The 20,246-nt window shown below is 64.5% G+C and carries 23 protein-coding genes and 1 pseudogene; 11 read left to right on the top strand and 13 right to left on the bottom strand.

Going from position 1 to position 20,246, the window contains the following annotated elements:
- Positions 1-98 precede the first annotated feature (98 nt).
- The 3 genes and pseudogenes from glyS to ACVMIM_RS14120 all read right to left on the bottom strand — a co-directional run.
- Positions 99-2,252, bottom strand: coding sequence for a glycine--tRNA ligase subunit beta (glyS, locus tag ACVMIM_RS14130; protein WP_476112616.1), 2,154 nt, complete (start codon positions 2,250-2,252; stop codon positions 99-101).
- Positions 2,253-2,321: 69 nt separating this feature from the next.
- Positions 2,322-2,531 carry a DUF559 domain-containing protein gene (locus ACVMIM_RS14125; RefSeq protein ID WP_476112615.1) on the bottom strand — a complete coding sequence of 70 codons (210 nt, stop codon included), beginning with the start codon at positions 2,529-2,531 and terminating at the stop codon, positions 2,322-2,324.
- 1 nt (position 2,532) lies between these two features.
- Positions 2,533-2,670 (bottom strand): annotated as a pseudogene (locus ACVMIM_RS14120) (endonuclease domain-containing protein); the annotation flags it as partial.
- A gap of 306 nt (positions 2,671-2,976) precedes the next feature.
- Here ACVMIM_RS14120 and ACVMIM_RS14115 point away from each other — a divergent pair.
- The gene (locus tag ACVMIM_RS14115; protein WP_041002497.1) at positions 2,977-3,156 is read left to right on the top strand and encodes a hypothetical protein; all 180 of its coding nucleotides are present in this window, start codon (positions 2,977-2,979) and stop codon (positions 3,154-3,156) included.
- Here ACVMIM_RS14115 and ACVMIM_RS14110 read toward each other — a convergent pair.
- Positions 3,153-4,073, bottom strand: coding sequence for a glycine--tRNA ligase subunit alpha (locus tag ACVMIM_RS14110; protein ID WP_278049782.1), 921 nt, complete (start codon positions 4,071-4,073; stop codon positions 3,153-3,155). The genes ACVMIM_RS14115 and ACVMIM_RS14110 overlap by 4 nt on opposite strands.
- Positions 4,074-4,265: 192 nt before the next feature.
- On the opposite strand from ACVMIM_RS14110, the gene ACVMIM_RS14105 reads away from it, so the two are divergent.
- Positions 4,266-4,727: an N-acetyltransferase family protein gene (locus ACVMIM_RS14105; protein ID WP_476112614.1), complete on the top strand. Its 462-nt coding sequence runs from the start codon at positions 4,266-4,268 to the stop codon at positions 4,725-4,727.
- 249 nt (positions 4,728-4,976) lie between these two features.
- Here the strand turns inward: ACVMIM_RS14105 and ACVMIM_RS14100 are convergent, their stop codons facing one another.
- From ACVMIM_RS14100 to ACVMIM_RS14075, 6 genes are all read right to left on the bottom strand, one after another.
- Entirely contained in the window at positions 4,977-5,903 is a 927-nt protein-coding gene (locus ACVMIM_RS14100; protein WP_476111376.1) for an IS110 family RNA-guided transposase, read from the bottom strand.
- A gap of 345 nt (positions 5,904-6,248) precedes the next feature.
- A complete protein-coding gene (locus tag ACVMIM_RS14095) occupies positions 6,249-8,024 on the bottom strand; it encodes a tetratricopeptide repeat protein (RefSeq protein ID WP_476112613.1) in 1,776 nt (591 codons plus the stop codon).
- 302 nt (positions 8,025-8,326) lie between these two features.
- The gene (locus ACVMIM_RS14090; RefSeq protein WP_476112612.1) at positions 8,327-8,743 is read right to left on the bottom strand and encodes a DUF1284 domain-containing protein; all 417 of its coding nucleotides are present in this window, start codon (positions 8,741-8,743) and stop codon (positions 8,327-8,329) included.
- A complete protein-coding gene (locus ACVMIM_RS14085) occupies positions 8,740-9,348 on the bottom strand; it encodes a biotin transporter BioY (RefSeq protein WP_476112610.1) in 609 nt (202 codons plus the stop codon). The genes ACVMIM_RS14090 and ACVMIM_RS14085 overlap by 4 nt, the downstream gene beginning before the upstream one ends.
- Before the next feature lie 322 nt (positions 9,349-9,670).
- Positions 9,671-10,336 (bottom strand): GntR family transcriptional regulator, encoded by a 666-nt coding sequence (locus tag ACVMIM_RS14080; RefSeq protein ID WP_476112608.1) that lies wholly within the window; start codon positions 10,334-10,336, stop codon positions 9,671-9,673.
- A gap of 106 nt (positions 10,337-10,442) precedes the next feature.
- The gene (locus tag ACVMIM_RS14075) at positions 10,443-11,456 is read right to left on the bottom strand and encodes a polyprenyl synthetase family protein (protein WP_476117218.1); all 1,014 of its coding nucleotides are present in this window, start codon (positions 11,454-11,456) and stop codon (positions 10,443-10,445) included.
- A 268-nt stretch (positions 11,457-11,724) separates the two neighbouring features.
- On the opposite strand from ACVMIM_RS14075, the gene ACVMIM_RS14070 reads away from it, so the two are divergent.
- From ACVMIM_RS14070 to ACVMIM_RS14040, 7 genes are all read left to right on the top strand, one after another.
- Positions 11,725-11,949, top strand: a complete 225-nt coding sequence (locus ACVMIM_RS14070; RefSeq protein ID WP_041002512.1) for a putative signal transducing protein — start codon at positions 11,725-11,727, stop codon at positions 11,947-11,949.
- Positions 11,949-12,746, top strand: a complete 798-nt coding sequence (locus tag ACVMIM_RS14065; protein ID WP_476112606.1) for a tRNA1(Val) (adenine(37)-N6)-methyltransferase — start codon at positions 11,949-11,951, stop codon at positions 12,744-12,746. The genes ACVMIM_RS14070 and ACVMIM_RS14065 overlap by 1 nt, the downstream gene beginning before the upstream one ends.
- Before the next feature lie 128 nt (positions 12,747-12,874).
- Positions 12,875-13,732, top strand: coding sequence for a S49 family peptidase (locus ACVMIM_RS14060; RefSeq protein WP_476112604.1), 858 nt, complete (start codon positions 12,875-12,877; stop codon positions 13,730-13,732).
- Positions 13,733-13,814: 82 nt separating this feature from the next.
- Positions 13,815-14,000, top strand: coding sequence for a membrane protein (locus ACVMIM_RS14055; RefSeq protein WP_041002518.1), 186 nt, complete (start codon positions 13,815-13,817; stop codon positions 13,998-14,000).
- Between the two features lie 25 nt (positions 14,001-14,025).
- A complete protein-coding gene (locus tag ACVMIM_RS14050; RefSeq protein WP_476117216.1) occupies positions 14,026-14,919 on the top strand; it encodes a 4-(cytidine 5'-diphospho)-2-C-methyl-D-erythritol kinase in 894 nt (297 codons plus the stop codon).
- Positions 14,906-15,463, top strand: a complete 558-nt coding sequence (gene moaB / locus ACVMIM_RS14045) for a molybdenum cofactor biosynthesis protein B (protein ID WP_476112602.1) — start codon at positions 14,906-14,908, stop codon at positions 15,461-15,463. The genes ACVMIM_RS14050 and moaB overlap by 14 nt, the downstream gene beginning before the upstream one ends.
- 96 nt (positions 15,464-15,559) lie before the next feature.
- The gene (locus ACVMIM_RS14040) at positions 15,560-16,012 is read left to right on the top strand and encodes a GFA family protein (RefSeq protein ID WP_476112600.1); all 453 of its coding nucleotides are present in this window, start codon (positions 15,560-15,562) and stop codon (positions 16,010-16,012) included.
- Positions 16,013-16,078: 66 nt separating this feature from the next.
- Here ACVMIM_RS14040 and ACVMIM_RS14035 read toward each other — a convergent pair whose 3' ends face one another.
- Positions 16,079-16,582, bottom strand: a complete 504-nt coding sequence (locus tag ACVMIM_RS14035; protein WP_476112598.1) for a glycosyltransferase — start codon at positions 16,580-16,582, stop codon at positions 16,079-16,081.
- A gap of 148 nt (positions 16,583-16,730) precedes the next feature.
- Between ACVMIM_RS14035 and ACVMIM_RS14030 the strand changes: the two genes are divergently transcribed.
- Positions 16,731-17,885, top strand: coding sequence for a PA0069 family radical SAM protein (locus tag ACVMIM_RS14030; protein ID WP_320246361.1), 1,155 nt, complete (start codon positions 16,731-16,733; stop codon positions 17,883-17,885).
- A 195-nt stretch (positions 17,886-18,080) separates the two neighbouring features.
- The gene (locus tag ACVMIM_RS14025) at positions 18,081-18,776 is read left to right on the top strand and encodes a ribonuclease HII (protein WP_476112597.1); all 696 of its coding nucleotides are present in this window, start codon (positions 18,081-18,083) and stop codon (positions 18,774-18,776) included.
- Between the two features lie 377 nt (positions 18,777-19,153).
- Here the strand turns inward: ACVMIM_RS14025 and ACVMIM_RS14020 are convergent, their stop codons facing one another.
- Complete coding sequence (locus ACVMIM_RS14020) at positions 19,154-19,645, bottom strand: F0F1 ATP synthase subunit B (protein WP_476112595.1); 492 nt, start codon at positions 19,643-19,645, stop codon at positions 19,154-19,156.
- A gap of 11 nt (positions 19,646-19,656) precedes the next feature.
- Positions 19,657-20,238, bottom strand: coding sequence for a F0F1 ATP synthase subunit B (locus ACVMIM_RS14015; RefSeq protein WP_476112593.1), 582 nt, complete (start codon positions 20,236-20,238; stop codon positions 19,657-19,659).
- Positions 20,239-20,246 lie beyond the last annotated feature (8 nt).

The raw sequence follows: 20,246 nt of genomic DNA, 5'->3' as shown, positions 1-20,246 counted from the left end.
GCCGGCTCCGACGCATTAAATTTCGGGCGGCCAATTGCTCTGATCTACCCGCATCCTAACGGATGCGGGTAGATCTCGCAGACGCGTTTCCTTCGCCGTCAGCCGACGATCTTTGAAAAATCCGCAACCTGATCGGTGGCGGCGCGGATGCGGGCAAGCAGCGCCAGGCGGTTGGCGCGCACTGCCTGGTCCTCATCATTCACGAGAACACCCTCAAAGAATGAATCAACCGGTTCACGCAATACGCTAAGCGCCAGCATGGCGGCGGAAAAATCTTCCTTTTGAATTGCTTGGCCGGCTTCCTTCTCAGCCTGATTCACCGCAGCAAAGAGCTTCTTTTCCCCTTCCTCGCGGAACCGCGCCGGCTCAACGGCCTCGGCGACCAGCGTTTTCTTCTTCTCCTCGGCGGCCAGGATGTTGGCGGCGCGCTTGGTTCCGGCAAGCAGGTTCTTGCCCTCGTCGGTGTCGAGCAAAGAGCCCAGCGCCTCGACGCGGCGCACGATCTGCAGGAGGTCGTCGGACCGCGGCGTGATGACGGCGTCGATCAGATCGTGCCTGGCGCCCTGGTCGCGGAGGTAGACTTTCAGGCGGTCGTGGAAGAAGGCGAGGAGGTCGGACGACTGATCCGCGCCGCTCTTCAAATTCGCAAAAGCCTTGGCGAAAACTGACGTCAGCGCCAGACGGATACGGTTCTCGATGAGGATCCTGACCACGCCAAGCGCAGCGCGGCGCAGGGCGAACGGGTCCTTGCTGCCCGTGGGCTTTTCATCGATCGCCCAGAAGCCTGTCAGCGTGTCGAGCTTGTCGGCAAGCGCCACCGCAACCGAGACCGGATCGGTCGGCACGCGATCGGATGGGCCTTGCGGCTTGTAGTGCTCCTCGGCGCTTGCGGCCACGGATGCATGCTCGCCCTGCAGCAGCGCATATTTGCGACCCATGGCGCCCTGCAATTCAGGGAACTCGCCGACCACCTCCGTCTGCAGGTCGGCCTTGGCGAGCACGGCCGCGCGGGTGACGAGCGCGCTGTCGGCGCCGACGACCGGGGCCAGCGCTTCCGCCAGCCGCTTGATGCGCTCCACGCGCTGCCCTTGCGTGCCGAGCTTGGCATGGAAGGTCACGTTCAGATGATCGAGCCGCGCCATGCGCTGGTCGAGCGGCTTCTCCAGGTCCAGGCCGAACTTCGCCGCCGATTCCGTGAGTTGGTCGAGGTCGGGCAAATCGCCCTGATCGGTCTTCCAGAAATAGAGCGCGTCAGACAGGCGGGCGCGCACCACCTTGCCGTTGCCGTAGGCGATTTCCTTGCCGCCGTCGGTCGCCTCGATGTTGGCAACAAGGATGAAGCGGTTCGACAGGTCCTCGCCCGCGCCCTGCGGCCGGGTGACGAAGCACTTCTGGTTGGCGCGGATGGTGAGGCGGATGACCTCGCCCGGAATGGTGAGGAAGTCCTGCTCGAACTCACCCATCAGCACGACCGGCCATTCGACCAGGCCGGAGACTTCCTCCAGCAGGCCCTCGTCCTCGACGAGATCGAGACCGTTGGCGAAGGCGATGTTGCGGGCATCGGCAAGGATGATCTCCTTGCGCCGGTCGGCATCGAGAACGACCTTGGCCGCTTCGAGCTTCGCGACATAGTCGTCGAAGCGGCGCACGGTGATCGGGCCTGGCGCATGGAAGCGATGGCCATAGGTGACGTTGCCTGCGCGGATGCCGTCGATCTCGAAATCGACCACGACCGGCTCCTCGGTCTCCGGGCCGAAGGTGCAGACGATCGACTGCAGCGGCCGCACCCAGCGCAGCGAGCCGGGTTTCGCCGAGGCCGGCCCCCAGCGCATCGATTTCGGCCAGGGGAAATTTCTGATGATGCCCGGCACCAGCTCGGCGATGATTTCCTCCGCCGCCCGGCCCGGCTTGGAAATGTGGGCGACGTAGAAGTCTCCCTTCTTCGGGTCGGAATGGACATGGGCGTCTGCGATCGATGAAAGCCCGGCCTTGCGCAGGAAACCCTGCACGGCCTGCTCGGGCGCGGTGGTCGACGGCCCCTTGATCTCCTCGCGGATGTCCTTCGAGCGCGCCGTCAAGCCACGGATATCGAGAGCCAGGCGGCGCGGCGTCCAATATTCGCGCGCCGCCTCATAGGTGAGGCCCGCCTCGACCAGACCGTCGGTCAGCATCTTCCTGAGATCGCCGGCAGCCTTGCGCTGCATGCGTGCGGGGATTTCTTCCGAGCGGAGTTCTAAAAGCAGGTCAGGCATAGTTAAGCTCCCCACCCTCCCCTTGATGGGGAGGGTCGGCGCGTAGCGCCGGGGCGGGGTGGCGGCCTCTCAGCCGCCAATACCTTCGGCACCATCGCGCAGATGCAGGTGTGATTTCCGTTCTTCCACCGCCGCATAAATTGTATCGAGCACGGAATCCAGTTCGTTTTTTATCTCATGATTCCAGAAGCGGAGAGACGCGATAGCCTTGGCTTTCAAACCACCGTGTTCGATCTTCATCGTGGCGCAGCTGATCATCAGCGCTGTGGTGGGAGCCATCCACTTCGACAATCAGCTTCAGCCGATGCGAGACGAAATCTGGATAGTAGGCGCCGACTGACGCCTGCCGGCGGAAATGTGTCCCTTCGACCGGGATGCGCCACAGGTGCTGCCACAGCAGTCGTTCTTCGTCCGTCATCGAGGCGCGGAGCCTTCGTGCGGAATGCAACTTGAAACGGTCAAGTTTTGGCATAGGGAAGCGCCAATCACCCCCACCCGCCGCTTCGCGGCGACCTCCCCCATCAAGGGGGAGGTAGAAGCGCATAGCAACTCGGCTCGCGCCTGTCACCCTGCCCGCCGATCGCAAATCAGACCCATATCGGGAAATTTTCAGGTCTTTGTCGGGACGAAGCGAGCCCAGCCGTCTTAAAAGCAGGCATCCCATGAACCAAACGCGGCACTGAAGCGACCAACGCTCAGGCGGAGAACTATTGGCTGAACGACCATGAAGACGGTTTCGAGAATGCTGCAGATCCTGACACTGAGCGCCTGCTTCACCGCCCAGATGCACGGCACGTTCTCGATGCCGGGCGTGAGACAGGCACTGCGCACGATCGATGCCGCGACTGCCCAGATAACGTTGCCGATTGCAGCCGCCGAGATCGCCAGCGTGACTTTGGGCTAAGCCGCAAGGCCGCCCGCCCGCGTCTTCAGGAACGCCTCCCCGCAAGCCTTGGCGAGGTTGCGTACGCGCAGAATGTAACTCTGCCGCTCGGTGACGGAAATCACACCGCGCGCGTCGAGCAAATTGAACACATGGCTTGCCTTGATGCACTGGTCATAGGCCGGAAAGACCATGCGGTGCATCGCCAAATTGTCGCTGGGCTTCGGCGTGCCGGCATCGAGCAGCGCCTTGCACTCGGCCTCGGCGTCCTCGAAGTGTCTCAGCAGCATCGCGGTGTTGGCGAATTCGAAGTTGTGGCGCGAATATTCCTGCTCGGCCTGCAGGAAGACGTCGCCATAGGTGACCTTCTCAGCGCCTTCGCGGCCGTTGAAGTTCAGGTCGTAGACATTGTCGACGCCCTGCACATACATGGCGAGTCGTTCGAGACCGTAGGTCAACTCGCCCGCAACCGGCGCGCATTCGATGCCGCAGACCTGCTGGAAATAGGTGAACTGCGAGACTTCCATGCCGTCGCACCAGCATTCCCAGCCGAGCCCCCAGGCGCCGAGCGTCGGGCTTTCCCAGTCGTCCTCGACGAAGCGGATGTCGTGCAGCAGCGGGTCGACGCCGATCGCTTCCAGCGAGCCGAGATAGAGCTCCTGCAGGTTCGGCGGATTGGGCTTCAGGATCACCTGGTACTGGTAATAATGCTGCAGCCGGTTCGGGTTCTCGCCGTAGCGGCCGTCCTTCGGCCGGCGCGAGGGCTGGACGTAGGCGGCATTCCAGCGCAACGGGCCCAGCGCGCGCAAGGTGGTCGCCGGATGGAAGGTGCCAGCGCCGACCTCCATGTCGTAGGGCTGCAGGATGAGGCAACCATAGTCCGCCCAGTAATTGTGCAAGGTCAGGATCAGCCCCTGGAAGGAGCGGCTGGGATGCATATGGGCGGGGATCTCGATGGTCACGGCGGCCTCGGAAAGCGCAGGATGGCGTTTCCCTAGTTGCCGGGCCGGCAAGCGTCAAGGCGGTGGCTGACATCCGGCAAGGCGGAAAGCTTTGCGGCTGGCTGGCCCATTGCCGTCGGGCGACGGCCGCCGTTTGCTCCGTTCGACGTCAATGACAGAGGTTTCGCCATGTCCGGTCAACTCACCGTCCGACCCGTCACAAGGCAGGATTACGAACAATGGCTGCCGCTCTGGGACGGCTACAACGCGTTTTACGGGCGCTCCGGCCCGACGGCGCTTGCCGGCGAGATCACGCAGATGACCTGGTCGCGTTTCTTCGACGCGTACGAGCCGGTGCACGCGCTGGTGGCCGAGCGCGAGGGCAACCTGCTCGGCCTGGTCCACTACCTCTACCATCGCTCGACGACATCGATCGCGCCGAGCTGCTACCTCCAGGATCTCTTTACCTCGCAGGCCGTGCGCGGTCAGGGGATCGGCCGGGCGCTGATCGAAGGCGTCTATGAACGCGCTGGCCAAGCGGGCGCGAACCGCGTCTACTGGCTGACGCATGAGACGAACCACACCGCGATGCAGCTCTACAATAAGATCGGCGAGAAGTCCGGGTTCGTGGTTTATCGCAAGATGTTCTAGTCCCTCGGTATAGGGATTTGAGTGCCCCCGCCCGCCGGGCAGCAAGACTTTCATCGTCCATTTTTGCGAGATGAGCGCCAACGCTGGAGATTGGCTAAAGCCCACCAACCTCGTCATTCCAGGGCGGAGCAGCCGCGAAGCGGCGTCGCGGAGACCCTGGAATCCATGCCGTGACCTTGATCGAAGAACCCGGCGGAGCAGAATTCTCCACCGTGGCGGCGCTTCCAGGTCACGGCATGGCAACTGTGTTCATGCGAATGCGGTTTTGTCTCTGATGATAGCGTTGAGCACGACCAAGAGCTTCCTTGCGACGGCGATGATGGCGAGTTTCTTGGAGCCCGACCGGGCAGCAAGCGCTGTGTAGAAGGTTTTGAACCGGTCGCAGGTTCTGATGGCCGTTAGGGCTGCCATGTAGAGGGCGCGGCGCACGCGTGATCGCCCGCCCTGGATCTGGCTCCTGCGTGTGAGCTTGCCGCTCTTGTTGTCGAAGGGGGCAAGGCCGACGAGCGCGGCGATCGCCTTGGGTGAGCGCTTGCCGAGCTCGGGCAGGAGCGCCAGCAGCGAGAATGCGCCGACCTTGGAGACGCCGGGCACGGAGACCATGAGCGTGTAATCGCGGGCGGCGTCCTCGGCTTGACGAATGACTTCGGCGATCTGGCCCTCGAACGCCTTGATGCGTGCATCGAGGCCGGCGATCAGGCCTTTGAGGCTGGTGATGACGATCTCCTGGAAGGCCTCGCCGAGTTGCTTCTTCAGCGTTGCCCGCATCCCGACCAGTTGATCGCGATGAGCGGCAAGCGATTGAAGCTGCTCGACTTCTTCGCGCGGCGCCGGCTCGGCCTCAGGGTTGTAGCGGCGGCCATAGTCGCTCAGCATCCTGGCGTCGAGCGGATCGGTCTTGGCGCGCCGTCTGGTCGACTTGGCATAATGGTGTGTGTGCGCCGGATTGTGCCGCGAGAACGGCACGCCGGCCTTGGCCAGCGCATGGCGCAGCAGCCGGTCATGGACACCCGTCGCCTCCATGACGACGAAGTCCCGACTGGGATCAAGCCCCGCCACATAGGCCGCGATCGCATCGGCCTGGTTGTCGATGCGCCGAAGACGGCCGCTTGTCTCATCAAAAAAGTCCAGCCACTGCTTTGAGATGTCGCAGCCGACATAGTTCTGCATTATCATGTCCACGCCTCTTCCTGTGGTGCGGGGTCTGCTTGGAACAGCCCCGTGCAACTGTTCAGGTTGATGGTTCACCGGTGGGAAAGGACCGGGCCATGCCACGGCCTGTCCGAAAGGACGACCAGGATCCACTCGGTCTCCTTCCCACTTCAACCATACACCGAAACCAACACACAGGATCCTAGGGTCTGCGCGCGTCGCTTCGCTCCCTGCTCCGCCCGTGGATGACGATGGGAGTCTAGGCCAATCTCGAAAGTAGGGCCGGACCTGCCCAAGCTCGACAGACTCCAAGCCGAACGAAAACGGGGCTCGACGAGCCCCGTTTTGTTGAACGTCGACGAAAGTCGCTCAGCCCTTCGGCGCGGGCGCCGGCACCGGCTTCACCTTCGGGGTTTCCTGCGCGGTGTTGGATTCGATCGGCGGCAGACCCTTGAGCAGCTTCTGCTGCAGGGCGGCCAGCACATCCGGGTCCGGCTTCAGGTCGCGCGCCTGGGTCCACTGATAAGTGGCTTCGAGCTTGCGACCAACGCGCCAGTAGGCATCGCCGAGATGGTCGTTGAGGACCGGATCCTCCGGCTTCAGCGAGACGGCGCGCTCCATCTCGCGCACGGCGTCGTCGAAGCGTCCCATGCGGTAATAGGCCCAGCCCAGCGAATCGACGATGTAGCCATCGTTCGGCCTGAGATCCACGGCCTTCTGGATCATTGCCAGGCCTTCCTTGAGGTTCATGTTCATGTCGACCCAAGAATAGCCGAGATAGTTCATGACCTGCGGCTGGTCCGGCTGCAGCTCCAGCGCCTTGCGGAAATTGGGTTCGGCCTTCGGCCATTCCTTCAGCCGCTCATAGGCGATGCCGCGCTGGTAGAAGATGTTCCAGTTGGCGGCGGTCGGCGTCTTCAGCTGCTCGACGGCCTTGTCGTAGAGATTGGCGGCCGAGCGGAAATCTTCCTTCGAGCCGTAGACGCCGCCAAGTGCCAGATAGGCGCGCATGTCGTCCGGATGCTTGTCGAGATAGGCCTTGAGATGAGCGATCGCCTCGTCATGCTTGTCGAGATCGGCGAGGTTCAGGCCGAGCTGCAGGTCGGAAAGCTCCTTCAGCGGCGAGGATGCCGGAATGCGGCGGTAAAGCGCGATGGCGCCCTCGCCGTCCTTGAGCTGCTCGGCGACCGCGGCAAGCTGCACCAGGGCCGCATCGCTGTCTGGCTTCAGCGCCAGCGCGTATTGCAGGTAAAGCCGCACGAAAGGCTCGCCGCCGCCGCGGTTGAGCGCGGTGGCAAGGTCAAGCAGGATTTCGGACGCGCCGTCGGCCGGGCCGGCCACCAACGGCTCGATCTTGTCGCCCTTGGCGATGCGGTCGCGCAGCGTGGTGATCTCGAGCTTGCCCGGGGCGAAGGCCTCGGCCTGGTTCAACACCGCCAGAGCCTTCGACTTGTCGCCCTTGCGGGCGAGGAATGAGGCATAGGCCTGGGCATTGCGCATCCAGGTTTCGGGCGCGGAGCCGCCGGCCGTGGTGTCGGCGAGCGTGGCGGCATAGATCGCATCGGCCTTGTCGTTCAGGCCGGCGGCGTCGGCGATCAGCGCGCGGTGGAACGATTTGAACAGGCCGAACCAGTCCGGCCCCTTGAGCTTATCGATGGACTCCATGGCCTCGGAGGCGTTGCCGGCGCCCTCCTTGGCCCAGCCGTCCATGACGCCGGAAAGCAGCCGGTCGAGATCGGATTCGAGCGAGAGCTTCAGCCAGTACTGCGCCTTGGCGTAGTCCTTCTTGTGGAAGGAATCGATGGCCAGCGCCAGACGCGAGAAGCGCTCGACATCCGGTACTTCCTTCAGCTTGTCGGCATAGACCAGCGATTCCTCGAAGCGGCCTTGCGCGACGAGAGCCAGCATCAGGCTCTGCTGCAGGTCTTTGTCGTTCGGCGCAAAGGCCAGCGCCTGCTTGTAATAGGCGATCGCGTCGTCGAGATCGTTGTCGCTTTCGGCGATATGGGCTGCAAGATAGGCGCCCGAGAACGACGTGATCTGCAGCGGTTGGGCATCTTCCTTGGCCTGGACCGGCAGCACCCAAAGCGCCACACCGGTCAAAAATGCCAGCCTCGTCAGCCAGCGCGCACGTCCTTGCCGCATCGTATCCCTTTCAGCCAGACGCGATCCCCCTTGGCGGACCGCCCACAGACTCGATCTTTTCCGGTCAAAGCATGGCCTTTTTGGGGTCGAGCTTCAATCGCCGAGCGAATCACAATGCAATCATCTGGCTTACAAAACGATGCGGCGCCGCCGAAAACATCCCGCGCGGAGGTCCGGGACGCCGACATGTGGTACCGAGTTGCCTGGATCAGGATACGTTCCGTTGAACGTCCCCCTGATCTCGCTCCTTGTTGGAGCATACTCTTTTCCGAAAACCGGGTCCCGCTATTCGGGATCATGCTCTAAAGACGCGTATCGCTGAACCCGCCGGCGGCAACCGCGCCGCAGAGGCCGGACCACTCGCAGCCGGAGCATGCCTGGCGCGTCAGGCCGGCCGAAAAAGCCTCCCGCATCCCAGCCACGCTGGAGGCGTCCAGCACGAACCGGTCTCCAGCCCGGATCGGTCGGTTGAGGAAAGCGCCCACGTCGCGCGCGGCGAGCCGGTCCCGCTCGGCGGCGCTTTCGCGCAGGCAATGCGGCTCGGGTTCGTCGAGCAGCGGGGCGCAGATGTCGTCCGGACCGGAAACGATCAAAACCCCCTCGCCCTCGCCCAGCCGCTTCACCACCTGGTCGTAATTGGCGGTGAAGGCCGGCGAATAGCCCTTGCCGACATAGGTCAGCAGGCAAAGCAGATGATGGGCGCGCAGCCTGACGGTCATCGCGTCCCGGACGAGCGCTCGCGCGGTTCCGCCCGATCGGTGGAAAAGAGCTTCAGCGTCGCCGCGCCCAGCGCCGACTTGAGCAATCCGCCGACGATAAAGGGCAGGAAGCCGAAGGTGATCGCCTTCTCCGTGCCGATCATGACGGCAAGCCAGGCGGTGCCGAGAACCAGGCAAAGCAGGTTGCCGATGAGCATGGCGGCAAAGGCAAGCATGACGTGGTTGCCGTTCCAGCCGCGCTCGGCCAGCCAGCCGACGACGGCGCCGACGACCGGGAAAGCGAAGAGATAGCCGCCGGTCGGACCGACGAAATGTTGTATCCCGGCCGCTCCGCCCGCCAGCACCGGAAACCCTGCCGCGCCTTCGACCAGCCAGGCGGCGGTGGTGAGCGCGCCGAAGCGCCAGCCATAGAGCGCGCCGACCAACGTAACGGCGAAGGTCTGCATCGTCACCGGAACCGGCACCATCGGCACCTCGATATAGGACGACAGCGCGAGGAATAGCGAACCGAGGATCACGGCGCCGATCTGCCAAGCGAGCGGACGGCTTTGCAGCCGCAACGGGCTGAAGGAGGATTTGCGGGTCGAAATGGCTGCGTTGGTCACGGTGTCTTCCCTGGTTGGACTGAAATTATAGATAATTTCTTTATTCGATCTATTATCGAATCCACATTTTGAAACGGTTGGCAAGCCCGCAGGTTCGTCATCCTAGAGCGAAGCAGCCGCGAAGCGGCCTCGCATAGACCCTAGGATCCATGCTGTGACCTTGGCCGAATGGCAAGCGGGGCAGAACAGAGGTCGTTCTGCACCGCTGCAAGGCTTCGACGTAACGGCATGGATTCCAGGGTCTGCGCGCGTCGCTTCGCTCCTTGCTCCGCCCTGGAATGACGAGGTTGAGATGCCTCGGCCAGTTGCCAGTCGCCGATCATCACCCCACGATGGCGAACGCCTCGCGCGTCTTGCCAGAAGCGGTCTTGACCGGCTTCTGGCCGATCCATTGCACGTGCCGCCCCAGCGTCGCGGCGGCCGATTCGGTGTTGCCTTGTCTCAGCGCGCTCAGAATCGCGCGGTGATCCTGGTCGGTGCGGGTTTCCCACTCCGAGCGCCAGGCCGCGAACAGGAAGCGCGCGCTCGCGGCATGCAGGTCGTCGATGGTGGAAAGCAGGCGCGGCATGTTGCAAGGCGCCAGGATCAGCCGGTGGAAGGCGCGATTGGCCTCTTCCCAAGAACGAACGTCGCGGGATTTGTCGCCGGCCTTGGTCGCCTCCTCGGCCTGGTCGAGGATCGACGCCGTCAGATGCGGCGCGGCATGACGCAGCGCCAGCACTTCGAGCGCCGCCCGCATCTCGGCCACCTCCCTGACCTCGCCGAGATCGAAAGAGGCGACGCGCACGCCACGGCGCGGTTCGCTGATCGCCAGGCCTTGCGCCTCCAGGCGCCGGAAGGCTTCGCGCACCGGGACATGGCTGGTGTTGAATTCCTCGGCGACATGATCCTGGCGCAGCCGCGAGCCGGGCTCGATCGCGCCCGAAATGATGCGGTCCGCCAGTTCCTTGCTGATGCGGACAGCGATCGTGTCTTCTGTGCTGGCCATATTTTATAGATAATTTGCCGGGCTGCCTCTTGTCGAGACGGCCAGCGCGGGATTCACAGACGCCCTGCCCGGCGGATGCCAGGCAGGCGCCTTCAAGGCAGTCAGCTCAGTTGACGCGGCTGATGCAGAAATCGATGACGTCGATCAGCGCCGACTTCTGCGGCGTCGCCTCCAGCGGCGCCAGCGCATCGCGGGCGATCTCGCCGAAATGGCGGGCGCGGCTGATCGTGTCGGCGATGGCGCCATGGCGGGCCATCAGGCCGATCCCCTTTTCGAGCCCGGCGTCGTCGGTGACGTTTTCCTCGATGGCGCGCTTCCAGAAGCTGCGCTCGGCCTTGGTGCCGCGGCGGTAGGCGAGGATCACCGGCAGCGTCACCTTGCCCTCGCGGAAATCGTCGCCGACATTCTTGCCGAGATCCTTGCTGGAGCCGCCGTAATCCAACGCATCGTCGATGAGTTGGAAGGCGAGGCCGAGATTCATGCCGTAGGAGCGAAGTGCGGCGCGGTCGGTGCGCGAGGCCTGGGCGATCACCGGCCCGACTTCGGCCGCGGCCGAGAACAGCGCCGCGGTCTTGGCCTTGATGACGGCGAAATGCTCGTCCTCGGTGGTGTCGAGGTTCTTGGCCGCCGCAAGCTGCATAACCTCGCCTTCGGCGATGATGGAGGCTGCGCTCGACAGGATGTCGAGGGCTTCCAGCGAGCCGACCTCGACCATCATGCGGAAAGCCTGGCCGAGCAGAAAATCGCCCACCAGTACGCTCGCCTGGTTGCCCCAGATCATGCGCGCCGTCTTCTTGCCGCGGCGCAGCGCGCTCTCGTCGACCACGTCGTCGTGGAGAAGCGTCGCGGTGTGCATGAACTCGACGGCGGTCGCGAGCTTGACATGGCCTTCGCCGGAATAGCCGAACATCTGCGCGGCGGCGAGGGTCAGCATGGGCCTGAGCCGCTTGCCGCCGGAGGAGATCAGGTGATTGGCGATCTCCGGGATCATCTCGACGTCGGACCCGGCCTTGGACAGGATCAGCTCGTTGACGCGCCCCATGTCGGCGGCGGTCAGATCGATCAGATCCTTGATGGAAGCGGGTTCCCGCTTGCCTTCGATGTTGAGAACGACACCCACCACGACAACTCCCGTCAATTGACGCGTACGACGGCCCCCTTGCAACGCCTCGCACTGAAACGAATTCAGGCGGCACGCTTCAAGTTATTGTTTTGATGCATGTCGTTGTGCCCAGAACCGCTACGCAGTTCTGGGCGACATGCATTAGTCCCGCGCCGACTCTAGGTCGGCACAACCGGGCACGGCAAGAGGCGAATTGGCGCGGCTCTACCTTCGCGTGTTTGGCCCCGACGTTTACAGGAACGCCGCAACCTGCGATTTTCGTTCCATGATCGAGCTTGTCCGCACCAATGACGCCGTCGTCATCTCCTTTGTCGAATCGCTGATGCGCGACGCCGGCATCGCCTGTTTCGTCGCCGACCAGAATATGAGCGTGCTCGACGGGTCGCTCGGCATCCTGCCCCGGCGCGTGATGGTCGATGCCGAGAAGATCGACGCCGCGCGCCGTATCCTCAAGGATGCCGGTATCGAGAACGAGATCCGCAAAAAGTAATGGCAACCAGCACCGTTCCCGTCCCGGATACGCCGGCGCACACGGTCGACGCCTTCCATCGCGGACGCTTCTGGCTGGTGCAGCCGAGCCGCGGCGGTCACCGCGCCGGCATGGATGCCATGATGCTGGCGGCCGCCGTGCCGTCCGGCTTTTCCGGCCGGCTCGCCGATTTCGGCGCCGGCGCCGGCGCAGCGGCCCTTGCCGTGCTGTCGCGCTGCCCGGCAGCACGGGCCGTGCTGGTCGAGCGCTCGGCCGAAATGGCGGGGTTCGCCGCCGCCACGCTTTCGCATCCCGGGAACGCGCATCTCGGCGACCGCGCCTCCGTGCTGACGGCCGACGTGACGCAGACCGGCCGGGCACGAGCGGAAGCCGGGCTTGCCGACAATTCCTTCGACTTCGTCATCATGAACCCGCCTTTCAACGCGGCCGAGGACCGCTCGACGCCTGACGCGCTGCGCCGGCAGGCGCATGTGACCGAGGACGGGCTGTTCGAGCGCTGGATCAGGAGCGGCGCCGCCGTCGTCAGGCCGCGCGGCGGGCTGGCCGTCATCGCGCGGCCCGAGCAACTGGTCGCCATCCTCGATGCGATCGAAGGGCGCTTCGGCGATGCCGAGATGCTGTGCGTGCATCCGCGTCCGGACGCGGCGGCGATCCGCATCGTCGTCAGGGCCGCGCTCGGGGCGCGCGGGAAATTGTCCATCCGCCCGCCGCTCACCTTGCACGGACCGTCCGGCAACGGGCCGACGGCGCGGACGGAAATGATCAACAACGGCCTGGCGTCGCTGTTCGGCGATTGATCCGGGGCGCGCGATGCGGCATTGCCGTTGGACGGCGAATTCCTACATGCCAAAGCAAGATGACGTCGCGCCTACCGACTTAACTGATCTCATCTTGCTCCTTTGTATTCCACCGGAGACACCCGTTCGTGAAACGCCTCTTCAACCGCCTGCTGCCGAAATCCTGGCGCTCAACAGTCGTCACCATTCCGGTCATCCGGCTGCAAGGCGCCATCATGGCCGGCGGCGGCCAGTTCCGGCCGAGCCTGTCGCTCGCCTCGACGGCCGGCGTCATCGAAAAGGCGTTCGGCTTCGACGCGCCGGCAGTTGCCATCTCGATCAACTCGCCGGGCGGCTCGCCGGTGCAGTCGCGCCTGATCTTCAAACGCATCCGCGACCTTGCCACGGAAAAGAACAAGAAGGTGCTGGTCTTCGTCGAGGATGTGGCGGCCTCGGGCGGCTACATGATAGCGGTCGCCGGCGACGAGATCTTCGCCGACCCCTCATCGATCGTCGGCTCGATCGGCGTGGTCTCCGCCTCCTTCGGTTTTCCCGAGCTGATGAAGAAGATCGGCGTCGAGCGGCGCGTCCACACCGCCGGCCAGAACAAGGCCGTGCTCGATCCGTTCAAGCCCGAGAAGAAGGAGGATGTGGAGCGGCTGAAGGCGCTGCAGCTCGAAGTGCACGAGACCTTCATCGAGCTCGTCAAGGAACGGCGCGGCAGCAAGCTCAAGGACGACCCGGACCTGTTCACCGGCCTGTTCTGGACCGCCAAGCGGGGCCTCGAGCTCGGCCTTGTCGATGCGCTGGGCGATATGCGCAGCGTGCTCAAGACCCGTTTCGGCGACAAGACGCAGCTCAAGCTGATCACCGCGCCGCGCGGGCTGTTTGGCCGTTTCGGCCTGTTCGGGTCGCGCTTCTCGGCGCCCGATATCGCCGCTGCCGCCGCAAACGGCGTGCTCGATGCGGCGGAAGAGCGCGCATTGTGGGCACGCTTCGGGCTTTGAAAAAGCCATGATTGCGTCTAGCATGGCCGCTTGACCGACCCATCCGGCCGGCCTTGCCGCGAGACCGCGGGAGGAGTTTGAGATGCCGCAGATCATTTTCTTCATTGTTATCGGCGCCGCCGCTTACTTCGGCTACCGCGCTTTCGTGCGCGAGGCCGAACGCGTAACAGCCAAGATCCGGCGCACCGAGAAACAGGCGGCGAACGGCACGATGGGAACGCTGGTCAAGGATCCGAAGACCGGCGAATACCGTCTCGCTAAGGACTGAAGCCATCTCGCCAGCAGCCGACATTCTGGAGCCCGGCACAGAAGTCCGGACATGGCTTGCGCCGGCCAAGATCAATCTGGCGCTGCATGTCACCGGACGGCGCGCCGACGGCTACCATCTCATTGACAGCCTTGCCGTTTTCGCCCGCTTCGGCGACCGGCTCGAGATCGGACCGGCCGGGCATGACGAATTCTCCGTATCCGGACGTTATGCCGCCGGCCTGCCGCTCGACGACGGCAATCTGGTTGTGAAGGCACGCGATGCCTTGCGCCGGGAGGCCGGCGCGCGACATGCGCCGCCGGTCGCCATCAGGCTAGAGAAGAACCTGCCGATCGCGTCCGGCGTCGGCGGCGGCTCCAGCGACGCGGCGGCCGCGCTCAACGGCCTGGCGCAGCTCTGGAAGCTCGACATCGACGACATTTCGCTGGCGCGGATCGGGCTTTCGCTCGGCGCCGATCTGCCAATGTGCCTGAAGTCAAAGCCGCTGATCGCACGCGGTATCGGCGATGACGTGTCGCCGCTCTCCGCATTTCCGGCGCTCGGCCTCGTCCTGGTCAATCCGGGCGTCGCCGTCTCGACACCGGACGTGTTCAAGGCGCTCTCCAGCCGCGACAACGAGATACTGCCGCCGCTGCCGAAGCGCCTCGACTTCCACGCCGTCCGCAACTGGCTGGAGACGACGCGCAACGACCTCGAAGCTGCCGCCCGTTTGATCGAACCTGCGATCGGTGAGGCGCTCAAGGCGCTCAAACGCGCCGACGCCGCGTTCACGCGCATGTCGGGCTCCGGCGCCACCTGCTTCGGCCTGTTCGAGACCGGCAATGTCGCCAAGCGCGCGGCGGTCGCGATCCGTGCCCGCCATCCCGACTGGTTCGTCGCTGCGACACGCAGCATGGAGGTGGGCGATGGCGAAGCTTGACGAGAGCCGGCCCTTCATCCCGGTGCGCATCGCGGTGCTGACCGTCTCCGACACGCGCAGCCTTGCCGACGACAAGTCCGGCCAGACGTTGGCTGACCGCATCACGGACGCCGGCCATGTGCTTGCCGCACGCGATATCGTGACCGACGACCGCGACGAGATACGCGACAAGGTGCTCGGCTGGTCGAAGGACGAAGGTATCGACGTCGTCATCACCACCGGCGGCACCGGCTTCACCGGCCGCGACGTGACGCCGGAGGCGCTGGAGCCGATCTTCGAAAAACGGATGGACGGCTTTTCCGAAGTCTTCCACCGCATCTCCTACGACAAGATCGGCACCTCGACGATCCAGAGTCGGGCGACCGGCGGCGTCGTCAACGCCACCTTCGTCTTCGTGCTGCCGGGCTCGCCCGGCGCCTGCAGGGACGCCTGGGACGGCATCATCAAGGCGCAGCTCGACTACCGGCACATGCCCTGCAACTTCGTCGAGATCATCCCGCGGCTTGACGAGCATCTTCGGCGCGGCGGCAAGCCGGCCTCGTAACCGCAGGCAAAGCCCCCAACCGGCTTCCGGTTCGCAGGCGGGAATACCACTGGCGCCTGCGAGCAGCCATTTCGAGGACGGCGCCGGCAAAGTACCTTGTGCTGCGAACAAGGGAGGATCCGCCTGACCGTTCACAGCGGCGGCTGCCATTGCGGCAATATCCGCCTGAGTTTCTCCACCGCGCTCGATCCGGCCGCGCTGGAAATCCGCGCCTGCCAATGCTCCTTCTGCACTCGGCATGGCTCGCGCGCGGCGGCCGATCCGAACGGCAGGTTGGTGGTTTCGGTCTCGGACGGGGATCGACTGCAGGTCTACCGCTTTGGCCTGCGCACCGCCGACTATCTCGTCTGCCGCGACTGCGGCGTCTATGTCGCGGCAATCGCTGGCGAAGGTGACGCCGCCAGGGCGATCGTCATCGTCAACGCGCTTGACGAGCGCGAACGGTTCTGTCGCGAGCCGATCGCTGTCCGTTTCGATGCCGAAACACGCGAGCAACGCCTGGCCAGGCGCCGCAGCGCCTGGATGCCGGTTGAAATTCAACGGATTTGACGGGGGGATTTGACGGGCAGGGACAGCGCTTTCTTTCTTCTCCGTTGTGGGAGAAGGAAGCTGGCATCACTTCGGCGGCGCCACCCAGATTTCGGCGTTTAACCGCCTGGTCGCCAGGCCGCGCGCCAGGGCTTCGGCGCTGCGCGCGCTCTTTGCCAGAGCCGAAGCCTGCCGCTTGCTGATGACGAGGCCTTCGGCCAGCGCACGGTTGCCCGAAAAGATCCGAGCCAGGAAAGGCGCGCGATCGGCGCGGGCGCGCGAAAATCGCGCCGGCATGGTCTGTCTCGCCGTGTGGGCGACGACCTCGTCGATCCAGCCTTCGGCTAGCCGGGCACCGGGTTCCAGCAACAGCAGCCAATCGCCCTTGGCTTGGCCGATGCCCATGGCGATCCCGCCGGTCACATAATGACAGCCGGCATGCTCGGCCACCGGATGCGTCTGGTCGGTCGAGCCTTGATCGCAGACGATCACGTCGCGGACCACGCCTTCGACCGCGCCACCGACCAGCGAGGCGAGCGTACGGGCGAGCCCCTCCTCGTCGTTCTTGGTTTCGATGACAACGCTGAGCATTTTTAGCCGAATAGCGGAAAGTGCGGCGATGCGCCAGTTGCGGCTCCAAGCGAAAAAGTTCTTGCTTTGTTCTCATCGGCAAAATAGGAATAGTTTCATGAACAGAGCGATTCGAAAGCCTGCCGACAGTCCCTGGGAGAGGGCGAAAATGGAACAGATCGTGCGCGCCGACATTGCCGCTTTCGGAGCAGGAAGAGCCGAGATGGCGAACGCGATGATCGAGCAGAGCGGCATGCGGGTGCGGCCCGACCGCAATCGCGGCCGCTCGGCCGGCATCAACCCGTCCGGCCGATTCGAGCCGGTCAGCCGGCATGTGTTCGACGACGGCTGGAACTCACTGGAGGAACTGCCGCCGTTCAAGACGGAAGTGCAAGTCGAAAAGCCGCGCACCATCATCACGCGCAACGAGTCGCCCGACATCTCCTTCGACCGTTCGATCAATCCCTATCGCGGCTGCGAGCATGGCTGCGTCTACTGCTTTGCCAGGCCGACGCATGCCTTCATGGGCCTGTCGCCGGGACTCGATTTCGAATCGAAGCTGTTCGCCAAGCCGGATGCGGCGCGCATGCTGGACCGGGAATTGTCGAAGCCGGGCTATCAGCCGCGCACGATCGCCATCGGCACCAACACCGATCCCTACCAGCCGATCGAGAAGCAATATCGGATCATGCGAGAGATTCTGGAGGTGCTGGAGGCGCGCGGCCATCCGGTCGGTATCGTCACGAAGTCGGCGCTTGTCACGCGCGACATCGACATATTGTCGCGCATGGCCGAGCGCGGCCTCGCCAAGGTGGCGCTGTCGGTGACGACGATGGACCGGATGCTGGCGAGAACCATGGAGCCGCGCGCGTCGACGCCGACGAAGCGGCTGGAGGCGATCAGACAGCTTTCGGATGCCGGCGTTCCGGCATCGGTGATGGTGGCGCCGATCATCCCCGGTCTCAACGATCCGGAGATGGAGCGCATCCTCGATTCGGCCAGGGCCGCCGGCGCGCGTGAGGCCGGCTACGTCATCTTGCGCCTGCCGCTCGAGGTGGCGCCGATCTTCAAGGATTGGCTGTTGCGGCATTATCCGGACCGGTACCGGCATGTGATGTCGCTGATCCGGTCGATGCGCGACGGCAAGGATTACGATTCCGAGTGGGGCAAGCGCATGAAGGGCGCCGGTCCCTACGCCTGGCAGATCGGCCGGCGCTTCGAGATCGCCGCCAAGCGGCTCGGCCTCAATGTCGAGCGACGGCAGCTTCGCACCGACCAATTCGTCGCAGGCTCCGGCGCCGGCGAGCAGCTGATGTTGCTTTGACGCCTGCGCCGGCCATGACGACCGGCGCTAAGCAATTCCAGGCAAAGCGAATTTCCGTCTGGAATGGCAGCCCTTTCAAGAATTCCGTCCGGCCCTTGTCCCCCCGGCCGTGAGACGGTGCCTTCCCGGTCCGACGCCCCATCCGACCCGGAAGGACTTGCGGAGAATCGGAGCCGATGCGAACCTCGCCGCACCATGGCTCGCCCGCGTTCCGATTCTCCGCTTCTCTTTGAAATGGCCGAGAAGCCCGACTTCTCGATCGAGACCAAGGCGATAGCCGACGGGCTGTGGCCGGTCGCCGGCATGGACGAAGCAGGCCGCGGTCCGCTGGCGGGTCCGGTGGTGGCCGCCGCGGTGGTGCTCAATCCCGCCAATATTCCGGAAGGCCTCGACGATTCCAAACGCCTCACTCATTTGCAGCGCGAGGCGCTGTTCCTCAAGATCCTCGGCTCGGCGCTGAGTGTCTCGGTGGCCTCGATCAGCGCCGAAGGCATCGACAACAGCAACATCCTGAAGGCAAGCCTCGAAGCGATGCGCCGCGCCGCTGCGGGCCTCTCGCTGCAACCGAAGCTCGCCTTGGCCGACGGCCGCGACGTTCCGCCCGGTCTCGCCTGCGAAGGCCGGGCGCTCATCAAGGGGGACCAGCGCTCGCAATCGATCGCCGCCGCCTCGATCGTTGCCAAGGTGATGCGCGACCGCATGATGTGCGGCTGCGGCGGACATCACGAGCATTACGGCTTCGAGGTGCACATGGGCTATGCGACGGTCCGGCACCGTACCGCGATCGAGACGCATGGGCCGGTGGCAAGGCTGCACCGGGCCTCCTTCGCGCCTTTCAGGCTGGGTGGCGTTGAGGTGATTGAGGAAGAGACCCTCGTCGGACTGGAGTAAGGAGCCGGCGACGGGACGGGAAATTTCCCCCTTGTGGGGGAGATGTCCGACAGGACAGAGGAGGCGCTGTCCCGCCGGCTTAACAGGGCTTGGGTTCCTCGCCCCGCCAAAGGCGGGGAGAGGTGGCCGCGAAGCGGACGGAGAGGGGCTTCATAGGGCGCCCCCTCTCCGTCTCGGCTTCGCCGAGCCACCTCTCCCCACATTCGTGGGGCGAGGAACCTTGATCCTCCGGCGCCGTGATCCTTGGCGCCCCCTCTGCCCTGCCGGGCATCTCCCCCACAAGGGAAGATCAGCAGTTCAGGCGCCCCGCCTCTCCGACAACAAAAAAGCCGCCGGGTTGCCCAGGCGGCTTTTGATTTCGAAGCTTCGACGCAAGCTCAGTTCAGCTTGGCCTTCACGTCATTGAGCGCCGACTTGAACAGGTCGGCACCGGCCTTGGCATCGACCTTGGCGGCAAGCAGCGCACGGGCGGCTTCGACTGCGATGTCGACGGCTGAGGCGCGCACTTCGCTGACGGCCTCGCGCTCGGCCTGGCTGATCTTCTGCTCGGCAAGCGCGGTGCGCCGGGCGACATAGTCCTCGGTCTTCTTGGCCGCTTCGGACGCGAGCAGCTCAGCCTCGCGCTTGGCGGCGGCGACGATGTCGGCGGCCTCCTTCTCGGCTTCCTTGCGCTTCTGCTGATACTGGCCGAGCAGTTGCTGGGCCTCTTCGCGCAGGCGCCGTGCTTCCTCGAGCTCGCTGCTGATCTTGGCCGCGCGGGCGTCGAGCGACTTGGCGAGCATACCCGGCACCCTCAGATAGATGACGGCGCCGAGAAAGATGATCAGGGCGATGGTGGCCCAGAGCGTGGCGAGTGATGTGGCGTCCATAATTCCGCTCCTCACCGGCTCGCGGATTTGACCGCGGCCGCGATCTCGGTCTTGTCGGCCTTGCCGCCGACAAGCGCCTCGATGATGGCCGACGTGGTGTCCTCGGCGATCGTGCCGACTTCCTTCATCGCCCTGGCCTTGATCGAGGCGATGCTCGCCTCGGCCTCGCCAAGCTTCTTCTCGAGCTCAGCCTCGAGCTTCTTGCGCGTGTCCTCGGCTTGCGCCTTGGCGGCGTCGTTCGCCTGCTGGCCGATCTTGTTGGCGTTGGCCTTGGCTTCCGCCAGCTCCTGCTCGTAGGCGGCAACGGCGGCATCCGCCTCGCCCTTCAGCCTTGCGGCATGGTCGAGGTCCTGCGTGATGCGGTCGTTGCGGACATCGATGATGCCGCCAAGACGCGGCATCACAACGCGCTTCAGGAACACGTAGAACAGCCCGAAGGTGATGACCAGCCACAGGATCTGCGACGGGAAGGTTTTGGCATCGAATGGCGGGAACGCTTCATGCTCCGCCGCAGGCACGGCAGTGCCTGCATGCGTATCGCCCTCGGCCTTGGCCGGCGCTGTTTCTTGCGCATAGGCAGATGTCACGAACATCTCATTCC

The organism is Mesorhizobium sp. USDA 4413, from assembly GCF_056280365.1.
Note: the sequence above shows the minus strand (reverse complement) of the source record. Positions and strands in the feature narration are given on the sequence as shown.

Coding starts and splice junctions, on each gene's coding strand:
- glyS (WP_476112616.1), bottom strand. CDS start 2,252: ATGCCTGACCTGCTTTTAGAACTCCGCTCGGAAGAAATCCCCGCACGC.
- ACVMIM_RS14125 (WP_476112615.1), bottom strand. CDS start 2,531: ATGGCTCCCACCACAGCGCTGATGATCAGCTGCGCCACGATGAAGATC.
- ACVMIM_RS14115 (WP_041002497.1), top strand. CDS start 2,977: ATGAAGACGGTTTCGAGAATGCTGCAGATCCTGACACTGAGCGCCTGC.
- ACVMIM_RS14110 (WP_278049782.1), bottom strand. CDS start 4,073: ATGCATCCCAGCCGCTCCTTCCAGGGGCTGATCCTGACCTTGCACAAT.
- ACVMIM_RS14105 (WP_476112614.1), top strand. CDS start 4,266: ATGTCCGGTCAACTCACCGTCCGACCCGTCACAAGGCAGGATTACGAA.
- ACVMIM_RS14100 (WP_476111376.1), bottom strand. CDS start 5,903: ATGATAATGCAGAACTATGTCGGCTGCGACATCTCAAAGCAGTGGCTG.
- ACVMIM_RS14095 (WP_476112613.1), bottom strand. CDS start 8,024: ATGCGGCAAGGACGTGCGCGCTGGCTGACGAGGCTGGCATTTTTGACC.
- ACVMIM_RS14090 (WP_476112612.1), bottom strand. CDS start 8,743: ATGACCGTCAGGCTGCGCGCCCATCATCTGCTTTGCCTGCTGACCTAT.
- ACVMIM_RS14080 (WP_476112608.1), bottom strand. CDS start 10,336: ATGGCCAGCACAGAAGACACGATCGCTGTCCGCATCAGCAAGGAACTG.
- ACVMIM_RS14070 (WP_041002512.1), top strand. CDS start 11,725: ATGATCGAGCTTGTCCGCACCAATGACGCCGTCGTCATCTCCTTTGTC.
- ACVMIM_RS14065 (WP_476112606.1), top strand. CDS start 11,949: ATGGCAACCAGCACCGTTCCCGTCCCGGATACGCCGGCGCACACGGTC.
- ACVMIM_RS14055 (WP_041002518.1), top strand. CDS start 13,815: ATGCCGCAGATCATTTTCTTCATTGTTATCGGCGCCGCCGCTTACTTC.
- moaB (WP_476112602.1), top strand. CDS start 14,906: ATGGCGAAGCTTGACGAGAGCCGGCCCTTCATCCCGGTGCGCATCGCG.
- ACVMIM_RS14035 (WP_476112598.1), bottom strand. CDS start 16,582: ATGCTCAGCGTTGTCATCGAAACCAAGAACGACGAGGAGGGGCTCGCC.
- ACVMIM_RS14030 (WP_320246361.1), top strand. CDS start 16,731: ATGGAACAGATCGTGCGCGCCGACATTGCCGCTTTCGGAGCAGGAAGA.
- ACVMIM_RS14025 (WP_476112597.1), top strand. CDS start 18,081: ATGGCTCGCCCGCGTTCCGATTCTCCGCTTCTCTTTGAAATGGCCGAG.
- ACVMIM_RS14020 (WP_476112595.1), bottom strand. CDS start 19,645: ATGGACGCCACATCACTCGCCACGCTCTGGGCCACCATCGCCCTGATC.
- ACVMIM_RS14015 (WP_476112593.1), bottom strand. CDS start 20,238: ATGTTCGTGACATCTGCCTATGCGCAAGAAACAGCGCCGGCCAAGGCC.